This window comes from Thioclava sp. GXIMD2076 (genome assembly GCF_037949795.1).
Taxonomy (GTDB): domain Bacteria; phylum Pseudomonadota; class Alphaproteobacteria; order Rhodobacterales; family Rhodobacteraceae; genus Thioclava; species Thioclava kandeliae.
In genome coordinates, this window is the sequence record NZ_CP149932.1 from 330,252 (window position 1) to 347,317 (window position 17,066).

19 protein-coding genes are annotated in these 17,066 nt (G+C 64.4%); 14 read left to right on the top strand and 5 right to left on the bottom strand.

Annotated elements, in window-relative coordinates:
• Positions 1-107: 107 nt before the first annotated feature.
• From trpS to rnhA, 4 genes are all read left to right on the top strand, one after another.
• Positions 108-1,160, top strand: coding sequence for a tryptophan--tRNA ligase (gene trpS / locus WDB91_RS01640; RefSeq protein WP_339113430.1), 1,053 nt, complete (start codon positions 108-110; stop codon positions 1,158-1,160).
• 136 nt (positions 1,161-1,296) lie between these two features.
• On the top strand, positions 1,297-2,244 hold the full coding sequence (ispH, locus tag WDB91_RS01645; RefSeq protein ID WP_339113431.1) for a 4-hydroxy-3-methylbut-2-enyl diphosphate reductase: 948 nt from the start codon (positions 1,297-1,299) through the stop codon (positions 2,242-2,244).
• A complete protein-coding gene (locus WDB91_RS01650; RefSeq protein ID WP_339113432.1) occupies positions 2,244-2,663 on the top strand; it encodes a hypothetical protein in 420 nt (139 codons plus the stop codon). The genes ispH and WDB91_RS01650 overlap by 1 nt, the downstream gene beginning before the upstream one ends.
• Before the next feature lie 85 nt (positions 2,664-2,748).
• A complete protein-coding gene (gene rnhA / locus WDB91_RS01655) occupies positions 2,749-3,207 on the top strand; it encodes a ribonuclease HI (RefSeq protein WP_339113433.1) in 459 nt (152 codons plus the stop codon).
• A gap of 98 nt (positions 3,208-3,305) precedes the next feature.
• On the opposite strand, the gene WDB91_RS01660 is transcribed toward rnhA, so the two are convergent.
• A complete protein-coding gene (locus WDB91_RS01660) occupies positions 3,306-4,022 on the bottom strand; it encodes an LrgB family protein (RefSeq protein ID WP_339113434.1) in 717 nt (238 codons plus the stop codon).
• On the bottom strand, positions 4,015-4,371 hold the full coding sequence (locus tag WDB91_RS01665; RefSeq protein ID WP_339113435.1) for a CidA/LrgA family protein: 357 nt from the start codon (positions 4,369-4,371) through the stop codon (positions 4,015-4,017). Before WDB91_RS01665 ends, WDB91_RS01660 begins: the two co-directional genes overlap by 8 nt.
• 278 nt (positions 4,372-4,649) lie before the next feature.
• On the opposite strand from WDB91_RS01665, the gene smc reads away from it, so the two are divergent.
• The 7 genes from smc (at position 4,650) to WDB91_RS01700 (ending at position 12,644) form a co-directional block, all read left to right on the top strand.
• The gene (smc, locus tag WDB91_RS01670; protein ID WP_339113436.1) at positions 4,650-8,108 is read left to right on the top strand and encodes a chromosome segregation protein SMC; all 3,459 of its coding nucleotides are present in this window, start codon (positions 4,650-4,652) and stop codon (positions 8,106-8,108) included.
• 16 nt (positions 8,109-8,124) lie between these two features.
• Positions 8,125-8,601 carry a YbjN domain-containing protein gene (locus WDB91_RS01675; RefSeq protein ID WP_339113437.1) on the top strand — a complete coding sequence of 159 codons (477 nt, stop codon included), beginning with the start codon at positions 8,125-8,127 and terminating at the stop codon, positions 8,599-8,601.
• Positions 8,602-8,743: 142 nt separating this feature from the next.
• A complete protein-coding gene (locus WDB91_RS01680; RefSeq protein WP_339113438.1) occupies positions 8,744-9,208 on the top strand; it encodes a RidA family protein in 465 nt (154 codons plus the stop codon).
• Positions 9,201-9,968, top strand: coding sequence for a glycerophosphodiester phosphodiesterase family protein (locus WDB91_RS01685; RefSeq protein WP_339113439.1), 768 nt, complete (start codon positions 9,201-9,203; stop codon positions 9,966-9,968). The genes WDB91_RS01680 and WDB91_RS01685 overlap by 8 nt, the downstream gene beginning before the upstream one ends.
• Positions 9,969-10,012: 44 nt before the next feature.
• Positions 10,013-11,179 carry a GNAT family N-acetyltransferase gene (locus WDB91_RS01690; RefSeq protein ID WP_339113440.1) on the top strand — a complete coding sequence of 389 codons (1,167 nt, stop codon included), beginning with the start codon at positions 10,013-10,015 and terminating at the stop codon, positions 11,177-11,179.
• A 57-nt stretch (positions 11,180-11,236) separates the two neighbouring features.
• Positions 11,237-12,175, top strand: coding sequence for a mechanosensitive ion channel domain-containing protein (locus WDB91_RS01695; protein WP_339113441.1), 939 nt, complete (start codon positions 11,237-11,239; stop codon positions 12,173-12,175).
• A 67-nt stretch (positions 12,176-12,242) separates the two neighbouring features.
• Positions 12,243-12,644 (top strand): 4a-hydroxytetrahydrobiopterin dehydratase, encoded by a 402-nt coding sequence (locus tag WDB91_RS01700; RefSeq protein WP_339113442.1) that lies wholly within the window; start codon positions 12,243-12,245, stop codon positions 12,642-12,644.
• Here the strand turns inward: WDB91_RS01700 and WDB91_RS01705 are convergent.
• The 3 genes from WDB91_RS01705 to WDB91_RS01715 form a co-directional block, all read right to left on the bottom strand.
• Positions 12,641-12,994 carry a YigZ family protein gene (locus tag WDB91_RS01705; RefSeq protein ID WP_339114430.1) on the bottom strand — a complete coding sequence of 118 codons (354 nt, stop codon included), beginning with the start codon at positions 12,992-12,994 and terminating at the stop codon, positions 12,641-12,643. The genes WDB91_RS01700 and WDB91_RS01705 overlap by 4 nt on opposite strands.
• Before the next feature lies 1 nt (position 12,995).
• Positions 12,996-13,940, bottom strand: coding sequence for an aldo/keto reductase (locus WDB91_RS01710; RefSeq protein WP_339113443.1), 945 nt, complete (start codon positions 13,938-13,940; stop codon positions 12,996-12,998).
• Between the two features lie 107 nt (positions 13,941-14,047).
• Positions 14,048-14,536, bottom strand: a complete 489-nt coding sequence (locus tag WDB91_RS01715) for a peroxiredoxin (protein ID WP_339113444.1) — start codon at positions 14,534-14,536, stop codon at positions 14,048-14,050.
• A 78-nt stretch (positions 14,537-14,614) separates the two neighbouring features.
• Between WDB91_RS01715 and WDB91_RS01720 the strand changes: the two genes are divergently transcribed.
• From WDB91_RS01720 to WDB91_RS01730, 3 genes are read left to right on the top strand one after another with little or no spacing between them, the layout of a single operon-like run.
• Positions 14,615-15,829, top strand: a complete 1,215-nt coding sequence (locus WDB91_RS01720; protein ID WP_339113445.1) for an FAD-dependent oxidoreductase — start codon at positions 14,615-14,617, stop codon at positions 15,827-15,829.
• A 3-nt stretch (positions 15,830-15,832) separates the two neighbouring features.
• A complete protein-coding gene (rsmD, locus tag WDB91_RS01725; RefSeq protein WP_339113446.1) occupies positions 15,833-16,402 on the top strand; it encodes a 16S rRNA (guanine(966)-N(2))-methyltransferase RsmD in 570 nt (189 codons plus the stop codon).
• Entirely contained in the window at positions 16,402-17,055 is a 654-nt protein-coding gene (locus WDB91_RS01730) for an HAD family phosphatase (RefSeq protein ID WP_339114431.1), read from the top strand. Before rsmD ends, WDB91_RS01730 begins: the two co-directional genes overlap by 1 nt.
• Positions 17,056-17,066: the final 11 nt, after the last annotated feature.

The following is a 17,066-nucleotide window of genomic DNA, read 5'->3' on the forward strand; positions in this document are numbered from 1 at the left end:
CGGAGGCGGATATCAGGGTAAGGACGGGGCCAGACATTGATCCCCGCCGGATTTGGGGATAAGCGAGCAAGGACGATATTACCAGCCTGCATGCAGGGGAGCCTCAGATGAGCGATACGACCGTAACCCCGCCCGAAACGCCGAATGCGAATTTCACGCCGCGGATCTTCTCCGGCATCCAGCCGTCCGGCAACCTGACGCTGGGCAACTATCTTGGTGCCCTCAAGCGTTTTGCCCAGAAGCAGGATGAGGGGATCGAGACGATCTACTGTCTCGTGGACATGCATGCGATCACCGTCTGGCAGGACCCCGAGGCACTGCGCCGCCAGACCCGCGAGGCTGCTGCCGCCTTCATCGCCTCGGGCGTGGATCCGTCAAAATCGATCCTCTTCAACCAGTCCCAGGTCGGCGCCCATGCCGAGCTGGCATGGCTCTTCAACTGCACCGCGCGTCTGGGCTGGATGAACCGGATGACCCAGTTCAAGGACAAGGCCGGCAAGAATGCCGAGAAGGCCTCGCTGGGCCTTTACGCCTATCCTGCGCTGATGGCTGCCGATATCCTGCTCTATCATGCCACGATGGTGCCGGTGGGCGAGGACCAGAAGCAGCATGTCGAACTGACCCGCGACATCGCCAACAAGTTCAACCATGATTTCGGTGTCGACTTCTTCCCCGAGCCCGAGCCGCTGATCGAGGGGGCTGCCACCCGCGTCATGAGCCTGCGCGACGGCTCGAAGAAGATGTCGAAATCCGACCCCTCGGATGCTTCGCGCATCAATCTGACCGATGATGCCGACACCATCGCCAAGAAATTTCGCAAGGCCCGCACCGATGCCGAGCCGCTTCCGGAAACGGTCGAGGGCCTGTCGGAGCGCCCCGAGGCCCGCAATCTGGTCAATATCTACGCGGCCCTCGCCGATATGACCGCGGCGCAGGTGGTGGCGGAATTCGCAGGCAAGGGCTTTGGCGATTTCAAACCGGCTCTGGCCGATCTTGCGGTCGAGAAGCTCGCGCCCATCTCCACCGAGATGAAACGCCTGATGGATGATGTGACAGAGATCGACCGGATCCTTGGTCACGGGGCCGAGCAGGCCGATGCCATCGCGCGCCCGATCGTCGAGAAAACCTATAACATCATGGGCATGGTGCGCTCGCGTTGATCTTTTCCGGGTTACGGGCCGCACCGGCCCGTAACCGCGGGAGAACGGGGGCTCGATGCCCCCGAAGCCCGCACCCCCTTGGCAGAGCCCGCCATCCTGCCTACCTTCAAGCCTAAAGGCCCCAAAGGACATCTCCATGAAACAGCCGCTCAACCTCTATCTCGCCGCCCCCCGCGGCTTCTGCGCCGGCGTGGACCGCGCGATCAAGATCGTGGAAATGGCTTTGGAGAAATGGGGCGCACCGGTCTATGTCCGCCACGAGATCGTCCATAATAAATTCGTCGTCGACAGCCTGCGCGACAAGGGCGCGGTCTTTGTCGAGGAACTCGATGAATGCCCCGATGATCGCCCCGTGATCTTCTCGGCCCATGGCGTGCCCAAAGCCGTGCCCGCCGAGGCCGCACGCCGCGAGATGGTCTACGTGGATGCCACATGCCCGCTAGTCTCGAAGGTCCATATCGAGGCCGAGCGCCATCACGCCGCAGGCCTCCAGATGATCATGATCGGCCATGCCGGCCATCCCGAGGTTCTGGGCACCATGGGCCAGCTGCCCGAGGGCGAGGTCCTGCTGGTGGAAACCGAGGCCGACGTGCCCCATCTCGCCCCGCGCGACCCGAAGGCGCTGGCCTTCATCACCCAGACCACGCTCTCGGTCGATGATACCGCAGGCATCGTGGCAGCATTGCAAAAGCGCTTCCCCGCCATTGTCGGCCCCGCCAAGGAAGACATCTGCTACGCCACCACCAACCGTCAGGCCGCGGTCAAGGCCATCGCGCCGAAGATCGACGCGCTGCTGGTGATCGGCGCGCCCAACTCGTCCAATTCGCGCCGCCTCGTCGAGGTCGGCACCTCCGAGGGCTGCGCCTATAGCCAGCTTGTCCAGCGCGCCGCCGATATCGACTGGCGCGCGCTTGACGGCATCACCTCCATCGGCATCACCGCCGGTGCCTCGGCGCCCGAAGTGCTGATCAACGAGGTGATCGACGCTTTCCGCGACCGCTATGACGTGACCGTCGAACAGGTGGAAACCGCGCAGGAACGGGTCGAGTTCAAAGTCCCCCGCGTGCTGCGCGAAACCGCCTGATGCGCGCGCCCGGCATCGGCGCGCCCCGCCGCGCCCTCGCCCTGAGCGCCCTTCTCTGCCTGCCACTGGTCTGGGCCGTGATCGCCACCCGCGACGGGCGGCTGACCCTGCCCGTCTCCACCACGCCCCGCGACATCGCCGCCTTCTGGGCTCTGGTCCTGCTGGCGCTCTGGGCCTTCCGCGCCGCCCGAAGGATGCAGGCCAGCACCTCCATCTTGCTCGCCCATACCCTGCCCCTCTTTGCGACCATCGCGGCCATACGCGCGGGGATGCCGGTCATACAAAGCCTCTTTATTGCCCATCTGGTCACGCTCATCATCGACCTGATCCTGAAAAACCGCCGCCCCGGCGGGTGGGCTCGCCTGCGTCTGGGCGAATGCCTTCTGATCCTCGCCTGCCTCTACGCGCTGATCCCCTAAGTCCTCCGGACCAAGCGCCTCCGCACCAAGCTCCCTCTGGACCACGCGTAGCCAAGCCGCTACACCCGCGCCAAAGGAGATCCCCATGCCCGATCTATTCGCCTATACCGACGGAGCCTGCTCCGGCAATCCCGGCCCCGGGGGCTGGGGGGTTCTGATGCTGGCCAAGAACGGCGAGACGATCCTCAAAGAACGCACGCTCGAAGGCGGCGAAGCAGAGACCACCAATAACCGCATGGAGCTTCTGGCGGCAATCTCGGCGCTCGAAACCCTCGCCCGACCTTCAAAGATCACCATCATCACCGATAGCGCCTATGTGAAAAACGGGGTGACCGGCTGGATCCACGGCTGGAAGCGCAATGGCTGGAAGACCGCCGCCAAAAAGCCTGTAAAAAATGTCGATCTCTGGCAACGGCTCGACGAGGCCCAAGCCCGCCATGAGGTGACATGGGAATGGATCAAGGGCCATGCGGGCCACCCCGAAAACGAGCGGGCCGACGAGCTGGCCCGTTCCGGCATGGCCCCGTTCAAACCGTCGAAATAACGCGAAACACCCGCCAAGGGGCGCCGCGCAGGCCCCGCATAGGGCCTGCGCCGTAAGTATATCTTGCGCTGTCCCGCAGGGGCGGCGCACCGCTTGGCCTAGAAAAACCAGCCCATCACCAGAGGCGCGATGATCGCCGTCAGGATCGCGTTCAGCCCCATCCCGATCGAGGCAAAGGCCCCCGCCTGCTCATGCACCTGAAAGGCCCGCGCCGTGCCGATCCCGTGGGCGGCCACCCCTGTGGCCAGCCCCCGCGCTCGCCAGTCGCGCACCCCGATCAGGTTCAGCAAAGGCGAGACGATGATCGCGCCGATCATCCCCGTCAGCAGCACCAGCGCTGCCGTCAGCGTGGGCTCGCCGCCCATCCGCTCGCTGATCCCGATGGCCACCGGTGCGGTGGCCGATTTCGGCGCCAGCGTTGCCAGCAGCACATGATCGGCCCCCAAAGCCCAGGCAATCCCCAAGGCCGAGAAAATCGCCACGAAACTGCCCACCACGAGCCCCACCGCGATCGGAAGCCATGTCTTGCGGATCTCGCGGCGATTGGCATAGAGCGGCACCGCAAGGCACACGGTTGCCGGTCCCAGCATGAAATGCACGAATTGCGCGCCCTCGAAATACTGGTCATAGGGGGTACCGGTCAGCGTGAGCAGCCCCCCCAGCAACACCACCGCAATCGCCACCGGATTGGCCCATGGCTGTCGCCCCGAGGCGCGGAAGATCGCATCGCCCGCCCAATAGGCAAAGAGCGTGGCACAGAGCCACAGAAGCGGCTGCGAGGCGAGATAGGACCAGATGGTGGACGGATCACTCATTGCCCGCCCCCTTCGTCAGCCGCAGCGTGACGGCAAAGGCCGCAGCCCCCGCCACAAGTGCCAGCGCGGTCGACAGCACCAGCGATAGCCCCAGCGCCAGACCATGGCTCATCAGAGTCGGGATATGGGCCACCACCCCGACCCCGATCGGCACGAAGAGAAGCGACAGATGCGACAGGAGCCCCTTGGCCGTGGGCTGCACCACCTCGCGCAGACGCGCCGAGGCAAAGAACGACGCCAGCATGAAGATCATGCCCAGGACAGGCCCCGGAAGCGGCAGGCCGAGCCCGCGCGAGAGCACCTCTCCGACGAGCTGGAATAACAGAATGAAAGCAAAGGCAGCGACCATAATCCCTCCGGTGTGCAAAACCGTGAATACCTGTCCTCCCGCAGCGTCGGTATGGCACCGCCATCCCGTCTCCACAAGGTCCGGACAACTCGAACCAATACACAGCCCCGCGATAAATGCGATAATCTGGGGATAAATCGGCCTTTCCCCGCGCGCGACTGTGTCTTTGAATTGACACATCGCGGATCGGCTGGGAAAAGGCGCCCAAATCCCGCGGCGGCATAGGCTGCGGGACAGATGCGCCCCCGCGCATGCCTGCCTTGGAAGGAATGGTGCCCTTGCGTTTCACCCGCTTGCGTCTGAACGGCTTCAAAAGCTTTGTCGACCCGACCGATCTCGTCATTCAGGACGGGCTGACAGGCGTGGTCGGCCCCAATGGCTGCGGCAAGTCGAACCTTCTGGAGGCTCTGCGCTGGGTGATGGGCGAACACCGTGCCTCGGCGATGCGCGGCGGCGGGATGGAAGACGTGATCTTTGCGGGCACCTCGACCCGCGGCGCGCGCAACTTTGCCGAGGTCGTGCTGCAGATCGACAACGAGGAACGCCTCGCGCCCTCGGGCTTCAACGACAGCGACCTGCTGGAGATCACCCGTCGCATCACCCGCGATGTAGGCTCGGCCTATAAGGTCAATACCAAGGACGTGCGCGCCCGCGACGTGCAGATGCTCTTTGCCGATGCGTCCACAGGGGCGCATTCGCCCGCGCTGGTGCGTCAGGGCCAGATCAACGAGCTGATCAACGCCAAACCCAAGGCCCGCCGCCGCATTCTCGAGGAGGCCGCGGGGATCTCGGGTCTCTACCAGCGGCGCCACGAGGCCGAGCTGCGGCTCAAGGCCACCGAGGCCAATCTCGAGCGGATCGATGATGTGATCGACCAGCTGGCCGGACAGCTCAACAGCCTGGCCCGTCAGGCGCGGCAGGCCGCGAAATACCGCCAGATCGGCGAGGAGTTGCGCCGCTCCGAGGGGATGCTCCTCTATCGCCGCTGGCTCGAGGCAGACGAAACCCGTCAGGAGGCCGAGAAGGCCCTTTCCGCGATCATAGCCAATGCCGGCGTGGCCGAGCGCGCCGCCCGCGACAGCGCCGAGTTGCGTGCCAACCTCGAAGAGATCCTGCCGCCCATGCGCGAGGAGGATACCGTGGCCACCGCCATTCTGCAGCGGCTCGTTCTCTCACAGGACCAGCTCTCGCAACAGGAAGCCCAGGCCCGCGGCCAGATCGAGACGCTCAAGGGCCGAATTGCCCAGATCGACCGCGACATGGAACGCGAGACCAGCCTCAACCGCGACGCGGGCGAGACGCTGGAGCGGCTGGAATACGAGCTGCGCCAGATCGCGCGCGACAGCGCCGGCCATGAGGAGGCGCTGGCCGCCGCCGAGGAGGCCGCCCAAGAGGCCGCCGAGATCGCGCGGGACCGCGAGGAGATCCTTGACCAGCTGACCGGCGATGTGGCCCAGCTGGCCGCCCGTCACCAGTCTGCCGAGCGGCAACTGGCCGACAGTCAGGCAAGCGCCGAACGCTTCGACCGTGCGGCCGCTACTGCCCGACTGAATGCAACGGAGGCCGAGGAAGCGCTGGCCGAGGTCAATAGCCGGATCGAGGCCGCGCAGGAAGCCGCCTCCGAGGCCACAGAGATGACCGATCAGGCCGAAGAGGCGCTCCATAGCGCCGATGATCTGCGTGGCACGCTGGAAACCCGCGAGGCCGAGGCGCGCGAGGCGCGCGCCGAGGCCGAAGGCGAGATGAGCGCGCTGAAATCCGAGGTCTCGGCCCTCACCCGGCTTCTGGACCGCGACGCCATGTCGGGCCCGCAGATCCTTGACCGGATTAGCGTCTCCAAAGGCTATGAGGCCGCCTTGGGCGCGGCTTTGGCCGATGACCTGAACGCGCCCGAAGCGGCGGGAAATGCAGGCTCGGGTTGGCTGACCCTGCCCGATTATAGCGACGCACCTGCGCTCCCTGCAGGTCTGCAGGCACTCGCGCGCTATGTGCAGGCACCCGAGGCGCTCACCCGCCGTTTGAACCAGATCGGTGTGGTGGAAAGCTGGGATCAGGGCGATGCGCTCCACAAGGATCTGCGTCCCGGCCAGCGGATTGTCACGCTTGCGGGCGATCTCTGGCGCTGGGACGGGCTACGCGCGGGCGCCGAGGATGCGCCCTCTGCCGCGGCCCAACGCCTGCGCCAGCAGAACCGCTTGAGCGATCTGCGCGCCGATCTGGCCGTGGCCGAAGCCTCGACGCAATCCGCCGTGCGCAATCACGAACAGCTCAAACAGAAGCTTGCCGATGCCAATCTGGCCTATGCACGCGCCCGCGACACCCGCCGCGAGGCCGACAAGCGCCTCGCCGAGGCACAGCGCCTGATGTCCAAGGCCGAGGCCGACCGCTCGGTCACCGAAGGCCGTCTGGAAGCCGCCCGTCAGGCCGAGGGCCGCCATGCCGAGGAGGCCCGTGCCGCACGCGCGACCCTCGAGGAGGCACAGTCCGCGATCAATGCCCTGCCCGCCCTGTCGCGCGCCCGCGAGGAAATGGATCAGGTGAAGATCACGGTCGAGGCCGCGCGGATGACCATGCTCACCCGCCGCTCGGCACAGGACGAGGTCCGCCGCGAAGGCGAGGCCCGCACCCGTCGCCACACAGAGATCACCGAGCAGCTGGGCGGCTGGAAGACCCGTCTGGCCACCGCCGAACGCCATGGGGCCGAGCTGGCCGAGCGCCGCGCCGAGGCGCTGGAGGAACTCGAGGAGGCTATGGCCCTGCCCGAGGAGCTGAACGAGCGCCGCGACGAACTGCGCGAGCAGATCCAGGAGGCGGAGGCGCGCAAATCCAAGGCTACCACCGCGCTTCAGGATGCCGAAAGCCGCCTGCGCACGGCCCAGACCGTCGAACGCGAGACGGAAAAACAGGCCTCCGAGATCCGCGAGGCCCGCGCGCGGGCCGAAACGCGCGTGGAGAGCGCCCGCGAGGCGCTGACGCTGGCCGTCGACTGGATCAGCGACGAGATGGATCTGGCCCCGGAGAGCCTGCTGAAATCCCTCGATATCGCGCCTGGGGATATGCCGACCATTGCCAAGCTGGAAAAGGCGGTGGCCGACCTCAAACGCGACCGCGATGCTTTGGGGGCGGTCAACCTGCGCGCCGAGGAAGACGCGCGAAGCATTCAGGAAGAACATGACACGCTGTTCACCGAGAAAGGCGATCTGGAAGATGCCATCGCCAAGCTGCGCGGCGGCATCAACGGGCTCAACCGCGAGGGGCGCGAGCGCCTCCTGGCGGCCTTCGAACAGGTGAACCAGAATTTCCGCCAGCTCTTTACCCATCTTTTCTCGGGCGGCGATGCGCGTCTGGCGCTGGTGGAATCCGATGACCCGCTCGAGGCCGGTCTCGAGATCATGTGCCAGCCGCCGGGCAAGAAGCTCTCGACGCTATCGCTGCTGTCGGGCGGCGAGCAGACCCTGACCGCGATGGCGCTGATCTTTGCCGTCTTCATGGCCAATCCCGCTCCGATCTGCGTGCTCGACGAGGTCGACGCGCCCCTGGACGATGCCAATGTTACCCGTTTCTGCGACCTTCTGGACGAGATGACGCGCCGCACCGAGACCCGTTTCCTCATCATCACCCACCATGCGGTCACGATGAGCCGGATGGACCGTCTTTTTGGTGTGACAATGCAGGAACAGGGTGTAAGCCAGCTGGTATCGGTCGATCTCAAGAAGGCCGAGGCAATGGTCGCCTGAGACCTGAAGGATAATCATGAAACAGCTTCTGGTATCACTGGCCATGCTGGCCGGTCTGGCAGCCCCGCTTACAGCCTCTCCGGCGCTGGCCAATACCGTCACCGCCACTCCCGCGGCCATTCTTGCCGCGATGCGGGCCGATGGCCTGCAGGCCCAGCAGGAAACCGATGATTACGGCGCGCCTATGCTGGTCAGCCAGCTGAACGGCACCCATTTCTCGGTCTATTTCTACGGCTGCAAAAGTGGCGCGCAGTGCCAGAACATCCAGTTCTCGACGGGGTATGACCTTGACCGACCGCTCGACGCCCGCCGGATCAACGACTGGAACCGCGACAACCGCTTCGGCCGCGCCTATCTCGATGACGACGGCGATCCCTTCATCGAGATGGATATCAATATGGCAGGCAATGGAGTGACCCAGCAGAACTTCTCCACCTCGCTCGGCCTCTGGCAGACTGTCACCCGCGACTTCGAGCACTTCATCGGCTGGTAAGCCCTGCCCATGGCCTGTGATATTCTGATGACACTCCGCTTTGCGGGCGCATTCCGCTTGCGCCTTTCGGGATGCGCGCCTAGCGTCCGGTGCGAATTGCGCCGCCGAACCGGCATTCCACCGCGTTGACAAAGAGGACCCCATGTCGAAGATCGAATCCCGCCTGTCCGAACTGAACATCACCCTGCCCGCAGCCCCCGCGCCGGCCGCCAATTATGTGCCCTTCGTGATCACCGGCAACCAGCTGTTCATCTCGGGCCAGATCTCCTCGGGCGCCGATGGTCTGGTGAAAGGCCGTCTGGGCGAGGATATGGATGTCGAAGCGGGCGCTGCCGCCGCGCGCCTATGCGGCCTTGCATTGATCGCGCAAGCCAAGGCCGCTCTTGGCGATCTGGACCGGATCACCCGCGTGGTGAAACTGGGCGGCTTCGTCAATTCCACCCCCGATTTCACTGATCAGCCCAAGGTCGTGAACGGATGCTCGGACCTGATGGTCGAGGTCTTCGGAGATGTGGGCCGCCATGCACGCTCGGCTGTGGCGACCCCCTCGCTGCCCCTTGGTGTGGCGGTCGAGATTGACGCGGTCTTCGAGATCAAAGATGCTTGATCCGCGCTTCCTGAGCCTGCCGATCGCGCATCGGGCCTATCATGACCGGGCGCAACGCCGCCCCGAGAACAGCCTCGCAGCCATCCGGGCGGCGATTGCGGCAGGTTACGGGATCGAGATCGACCTGCAGCTTTCGGCGGATGGTGTGGCGATGGTCTTCCATGACTATCTCCTCGACCGTCTGACCGGCGAGACCGGCCCGCTCCATGCCCGCACCGCCGCCGAGTTGCAGGCGATCCCCTTGCGCGATGCCGATGAGGGCATCCCGACCTTTGCCGAGGTGCTCGATCTGGTGGCCGGCCAAGTGCCGCTTCTGGTCGAGATCAAGAACCAGAACGACCCCAATGGCGCGGGGCTGGGCCCGCTGGAGGACGCCGCCGCACAGGCGCTGCGCGGCTATCAGGGCCCCGTGGCGGTGATGGGGTTCAACCCCGAGACCATTGCGCTTTTCCATGCGGCCGCCCCCGATGTTGCGGTCGGCCTGACCACCTATGCCGAATGGTCGGCGGAAGACTTCCCCGATCTTGACGACGATCAACGCGCCCGCCTGCGCGAGATCGCCGATTACGACCGTGTGGGCGCCTCGTTCATCTCGCATCACTGGAAAGACCTCGGGATGGCGCGGGTGGCGGCGCTGAAGGCCGAGGGCGCGCATATCCTGTGCTGGACGATCCGCTCGCCCGAGGCCGAGGCCAAGGCGCGCGAGGTTGCCGAAAACGTGACCTTCGAAGGCTATGCCTCGGCCCTGCCCGACGCTTGACCTCACGCCCGATGCCGTCATCATCAGCCCGACAGGAGCCTGCGATGACCGATACAATCGAACTGGAACTGGCCGAGAGTGTCTCGGCCATCGATCCCGCGTTATGGGATAGCTGTGCCTGTCCCGAGGTGGCGGATGGCGGGCGGGCCTATGATCCGTTCACAACGCACCGGTTCCTCTCGGCGCTGGAGAGCTCGGGTTCGGTGGGGCGCGGCACGGGCTGGGACCCGCGGCCTATTGTGGCACGGGCAGGCGGAACCGTTCTGGGCGTGGCGCCGCTCTATGTCAAATCCCATAGTCAGGGCGAATATGTGTTCGACCACGGCTGGGCCGATGCGTTCGAGCGCGCGGGCGGACAATATTACCCCAAGCTGCAATGCGCGGTGCCATTTACACCCTGCACGGGGCGGCGCCTGCTGACCGCGCCGGGTCAGGCCGAGGCAGGCCGCGCCGCCCTTCTGGCGGGCATGGCGCAAGTGGCCGAAAACAACGGGCTGTCGTCTGTGCATATGACCTTCTGCCCGGAAAACGAGGCCGATCTGGCCGAGGGCGCGGGCTATCTGCACCGCCACGGGCAACAGTTCCATTTCTACAATCAGGGCTATGCCGATTTCGACGCATTCCTTGCGCAGCTCTCCTCGCGCAAGCGCAAGGCTCTGAAGAAGGAGCGCGCAAGGGCGCAAGCCTTCGGCGGCGAGATCCGGCAGCTGACCGGCGACGAGATCCGGCCCGAACACTGGGATGCGTTCTGGGAGTTCTATCAGGATACCGGCGCGCGCAAATGGGGCACCCCCTATCTGACGCGGGCCTTTTTCGATGCGCTGCACGGGATGCGCGAGGATGTGTTGCTCGTGCTGGCTTTCCGCGAGGGTCGCCCTGTGGCGGGCGCGCTGAACCTGATCGGGCGCGATTGCCTTTATGGCCGCTATTGGGGTTGCATCGAGGATCACCCTTATCTGCATTTCGAACTCTGCTACCACCAAGCGGTGGATTATGCGCTGGCGCATGGTCTGGCGCGGGTCGAGGCGGGCGCGCAGGGCGAGCACAAGCTGGCGCGCGGCTATCTGCCGCATATCACCCATTCCGCGCATTGGATCACCCATCCGGGTTTGCGGCGCGCGATTTCGGACTATCTGGAGGCCGAACGCGCGGCCATCGACGAGGATGTCGAGGTGATGACCGAGATGGGGCCCTTCCGCAGCGGGGGTTGATCTTCGGCACCATGCCCCCTAGGCCGCGCCCGAACGAAACAAAGGACCTGAAGACGCATGGACGAGTTGAACCTGCAAAACCTGACAGATGTGAGCCAGTGGATCACCCCCGAACGTATTGATGCCGTGGTGCTGGGCACGCTGAACGTGCTGGCCGCGCTGGTCATCCTGATCGTCGCGCTGGTCATTTCGGGCTGGGCCAAGGGCCGCATCGGCAATCTGGCCGCGCGCCACAAGCGCCTGGATGCGACGCTGTTCGGCTTTCTGGGCAATATCGCGAAATACCTGATCCTCGCGATCGGCTTCATCTTCATTCTCAACCGCTTCGGCATCCAGACCACCTCGCTGGCCGCACTGATCGGTGCCGCCGGTCTGGCCATCGGTCTGGCGCTGCAAGGCACGCTGTCCTCGCTCGCCTCAGGCGTGATGATCATCATGTTCCGCCCCTTCCGTGTGGGCGATTATGTGCAGGCGGGCAGCAATGCGGGCACCGTGACCGAGATCTCGCTCTTCTATGTGATCCTGAAAACCTATGATGGCATTCAGGTCGTCGTGCCGAATTCGGATATCTGGTCCTCGGCCATTACCAACTATTCGGCCAACACCACCCGCATGATGGATCTGACCATCGGTATCTCCTATGACAGCGATATCAAGGTCGCCAAGGACATCCTGCAGAAGATCGTGGACGAGGACCCGCGCATTCTGAAAGACCCCGCCCCTACCATCGGCGTGAAGGAGCTGGGCGACAGCTCGATCAACCTGCTATTCCGCGCCTGGGCCACGACGGACGTTTACTGGAAGTTCCGCTGGGAGCTGTTCGAAGTCGTGAAACGCGAATTCGATGCCAACGGCATCGGCATTCCCTTCCCGACCCGCGAGATCATCTTCGACAACAAGCTGGAGATGGCCAAGCCGAAAGTATCGGTCAGGGAATTGTCCGCGCCGAGCGAAACCCCTGTTTCGCAAACCGCTGCGGAAGATAAATTGAAGTAGGCCGGATTTCGGGTAAACTCATAGACGGGCAGGGTTTTCCTGCCCGTTTCGATATAGGGAAAACACGATGGCCACGAAGCTCAATCAGGACGAACGCGCCTCCCTGATGCCCCTGCTGAAAGAAAGCGGCTGGCGCATGGCCAAACAATCCGACGCGATCCGCAAAGTCTGGAAATTCGAGAATTTCGAACAGGCCTGGGGCTTTATGGCACAGGCGGCCCTGCTGGCCGAGAAGATGGATCACCACCCCGATTGGCGCAATGTCTATAACGTGGTGGATATCGAGCTCTCGACCCATTCCTGCAAGGGTCTGAGCATTCTGGATTTCGAACTGGCCCGCGCACTCGATGCCATTCCGCATAAGGGCAAGGTGCTGTTCCAGTCGCCGCTGCTCGAGCGCGAACCCGGTCAGGACGAGGTGGAGGAGCCCGATCCACGCCCAGATCTTGGCGAGGATCTGCTCGATTAACCGGCCAGTGCTTCGATATAGATCCGCACGGCCTCCTGCACATGGCGGAAGCGGTCGCCCCCCAGATGCTTGCCGCCATACCAGCGGGTGACCACGATCAGGTGGTTCTCGAGCCCCTCGCGTTCGAGCATCCGCAGGATCACCATGCCCGCCCCCGACTCGCCATCATCGTTTTTCACCGGCGCATCAGAGGTCAGAAGACCCCATGTATTATGCGTGGCCTTGGCGAATTTCTTGGTGCGGCACAGATCCTTGATCAGGGCCTTGGCCTCGTCTTCCGAGGCACAAGGCGCGCCGGAGACCGCATATTTCGACCCGCGATCGCTGATGATCCCGTCGATAGTGGTCAGTTTACCCATCGGAGGCCGCCTCGAGGCTGGCCATCGCCTCATCAGACAGCTGCAGGTCGATCGCGCCCAGAAGCGTATCGAGCTGATCCATATTCGAGGCCGAGACAATAGGGGCCGAGACGCCCTCGCGCGCCATCGCCCAGGCGGTTGCCACCTGCGCCATGGGGGCGCCGACGCCATCGGCGATCTCCGCCAGAGCCTGCAGAATGCGCAAGCCCCGCGCATCCAGATATTTCGCGGCATGGCGCGCGCGCGGGATCCCCGCAAAATCGGCCTGCGTGCGGTATTTGCCCGACAGGAACCCCGCCGCCAGCGTGAAGAAGGTCACAGCCCCCAACTCCTGCGATTTGACCAGCGGCAGCAGCTCTTTCTCGAAACTCTCGCGCGTGCTCAGGCTGTATTCGGGCTGGATCACCTCGATGCCCTTCACATTCATCTGCTTGGCCAGTGCCAGAGCCGCGGCCAGACGGTCGGGGGCGAAATTCGACGCCCCCACCGCGCGGATCTTACCCTGCACGCGCAGCATCTCGAAGGTCTCGAGCACCTCTTCCTGCGGCACATCCGCGTCATCGGCATGGGCGAAATAGAGATCGATATAATCGGTGCGCAGTCGGGTCAGCGACTCGTCAATGGCGGCAAGGATATTGTCGCGCCGCAGCCCCTTGCGCCACGAAAGCTTGGCGACCTTGGTATAGATCACCACATCGTCGCGGCGCTTGCGGCGGGCCAGCCAGTCGCCGATCATCGCCTCGGACTCGCCGCCCTTCATCCCCTCGCCCCAGTAGGAATAGCTGTCGGCCGTGTCGATCGAGGTTACCCCCGCCTCCACCAACCGGTCCAGCATGGCAAAAGAGGTCGCCCGATCCGCGGTCCATCCCAGAACATTCCCGCCGAACACGAAGGGCGAGACAGTCAGGCCCGAACGGCCGAGCGGTTTGTGCAGCATACTGGTCATCCTATACAGAAGGGCCGCCCGTGCGGAAAAAGAAATAAAAAATGGCCCCGAAGGGCCATTGGTGACGGGATTTACCGCACTTTTCAAGATGGGCCGGTTCAGATCGCCGCCAGAAGCGCCTCGCCACCCGAGATCTCGCAGGTGCCGGCATTCTCTTCCTTGTGCAGAACCTTCACCACGCCATCCTCGACATACATCGCGTAGCGGGCCGAGCGGTCCTTGAAGCCGATGGCGGGGGCCGAGAAATTCATGCCGATGGCGCTGGTGAAGGCGCTTTCGGCATCGGCCAGCATGGTCAGACCCGCCTCGCCCGCGCCGGTCGCTTTCGACCACGCATCGACCACGAAGGGGTCATTGACGGTGATACAGATCACCTCGTCCACGCCCTTCTCGGCAAAGGCATCACGGGTGCGCATGAAGCTCGGCACATGGGCGGTGGTGCAGGTGCCGGTGAACGCGCCCGGAAGACCGAAGATAACGACCTTGCGGCCTTTCATCTTGTCGCCCAAAGATACGGTGGTCGGGCCTTCGGCACCAACCGTCAAAAGGGTGGCCCCGGGAAGCACGTCGCCTTCACTGATTGTCATGTCGCTCTCCTGTCGCGTTGCACATGGTTGCCCGCACGATATAGGGTTCGTCCAACAAAGCACCAGAGGGAAAGAGAAATGCCGGAGATCGTGAACGGGGGCATCGTCATCGTGGGGGGCGGACAGGCAGCGGCCTCGATGGCGGCCAAGCTGCGTGCCGAAGGCTATGACGGCGCATTGACGATCATCGGCGAGGAACCCGTGGCGCCCTATCAGCGTCCGCCTCTGTCCAAAGCCTATCTCCTGGGCGAGATGCCGCTGGAGCGGCTCACCCTGCGCGCGCCCGCATACTGGGCCGAACAGAATGTCACCCTGCGGCTGGGCGAGCCGGCCCTGCGCATCGATCCGGCGGCGCGCGTTGTGCATACCGCAAAGGCCGGGATCCGCTATGACCAGCTGGCGCTTTGCACAGGCGCCGACCCCAAACGCCTGCCGGCAGCTTTGGGTGGTGATCTGGGGAATGTGTTCACCATCCGCACACTGGCCGATATCGAAGCGCTCCAGCCGCAGATGGCGGCGGGCAAACGGCTTGTCGTGATCGGCGGCGGCTATATCGGGCTCGAGGCCGCCGCTGTGGCCCGCAAGCTCGGGCTGGATGTCGTGCTGGTGCAGGCCTCCGAGCGTATCCTGCGCCGTGTGGCCTGCCGCGAGACGGCGGATGCCGTGCGCGCACTGCATCAGGCCCAAGGCGTAACAATCAGGGAGGGCACCGGCCTGCGCACCTTACGCGGGGAAGGCGTGGTGGACAGCGTCGAGCTGGTCGATGGCACAGTCCTGCCCGCCGATCTGGTGGTGGTGGGCATCGGTGTCACGCCTTCGGTGCGGCTTGCCGAGGAAGCCGGACTGGTTCTGGGCGACGGGATCGTGACCGATGCTCAGGGGCGCACCTCGGATCCGCATATCTGGTCGGCGGGCGATTGCGCCGAGATCGACCTGCACGGCGCGCGGATGCGGCTGGAATCGGTGGGCAACGCCATCGATATGGGCGAACTGGTAGCGCGCAACATGCTGGGCGCCGCTGAGACCTACCAGCCGAAACCGTGGTTCTGGTCGGATATGTTTGCCTCGAAACTCCAGATTGCGGGCTGGAATGGCGGCTATACCCGCGTGATCGCGAAAGATGTAGATGGCGAGAGCTTCTGGTATTTCCGCGAGGATCACCTGATTGCGGTGGATGCGCTCGACGCGCCGCGGGCCTATATGGTGGGCAAGCGCCTGATCGAGGCGGGGTCCGATGTGACGCCCGCCGAGATCGAGGCGGCGGCTGATTTGAAATCCCTGATGCGGCGGTAAAAAATGCGGATTATTGGTGGCGAGAAGCGCGGGCTGAAACTGACCGAAGTGGGCGAAGGCGATAGCAAGGGCCATCTGCGCCCCACGACGGACCGCGTGCGCGAATCGATCTTCAACCTGCTGGTCAATGGCACGCATGGCAACCCGATCCCCGAGGCGCGGGTGCTGGATCTGTTTGCGGGCACTGGTGCGCTGGGGCTGGAGGCGCTGTCGCGCGGAGCCAAGCGCGTGGCTTTTGTCGATGAGGGCACGCCCGCGCGGGTGCTTTTGCGCAAGAATATCGAGCTGATGCGGGCGATGGGGGTGACCGACCTCTGGCGGCGCGATGCGACAAAGATGGGACCCTGCCGTGGCGAGGGCTATGACCTGATCTTCCTTGATCCGCCCTATGGCATGGGGCTCGGCGAGAAGGCGATCGCGTCCTGCGTGGAGAACGGCTGGATCGCGCCCGGTGCGATGGTGGTCTGGGAAGAGAATGTGGCGCCTGTGGTGCCGGCGCCGCTGGAACAGGTGGACCAGCGGAAATATGGCGACACGATCGTGACACTGGCCGTAATGGCGGAGGAAGAATGATGATCAAGGCGGTAATTTTCGACTGCGACGGGGTGCTGGTGGATAGCGAGCCGATGACCTTCGAGCTGCTACAGGAAGAGTTCGCGGCCCACGGGCTGGAACTGGAACGGCACGAGATGGAGGGGATGTTCATCGGCGGCACGATCGAGGGCTGCGCGATGCGTGCCCGGGAGATGGGCGCCACCCTGCCCGAAGACTGGGCCGATCATTATTACACCACGCTTTGCGAGCGTCTGCGGGCCGGCACGCCACTGATGGCCGGTGTGCCCGAGCTGCTGGAGCGGCTGGATGCGGCGGGCATCCCCTATGCGGTAGGCTCGAACGGGCGGCATGTGAAGATGGATGCGACCCTCGGCCAGCATCCCGAGATCCGTGCCAAGCTGGAAGGGCGGCTGTTTTCCGGTCAGGAGGATGTCGTCCGCCCGAAACCCGCGCCCGATCTCTATCTTCATTGCGCCGCCGTGCTGGGGGTTGCGCCCGAGCACTGTGTCGTTATCGAAGACAGTCCGCCGGGAGCAGACGCTGCCGCGGCGGCAGGCATGCGTTGTCTGGGCTATGCGCCACAGGGCGAGTATCCGAAGCTTGCTGCGACAGGGGCGGAGCTGTTTACCGATATGGCCCAAGTGCCCGCGTTGATCGGTCTCCCTGCCTGAGCCTACCGCAA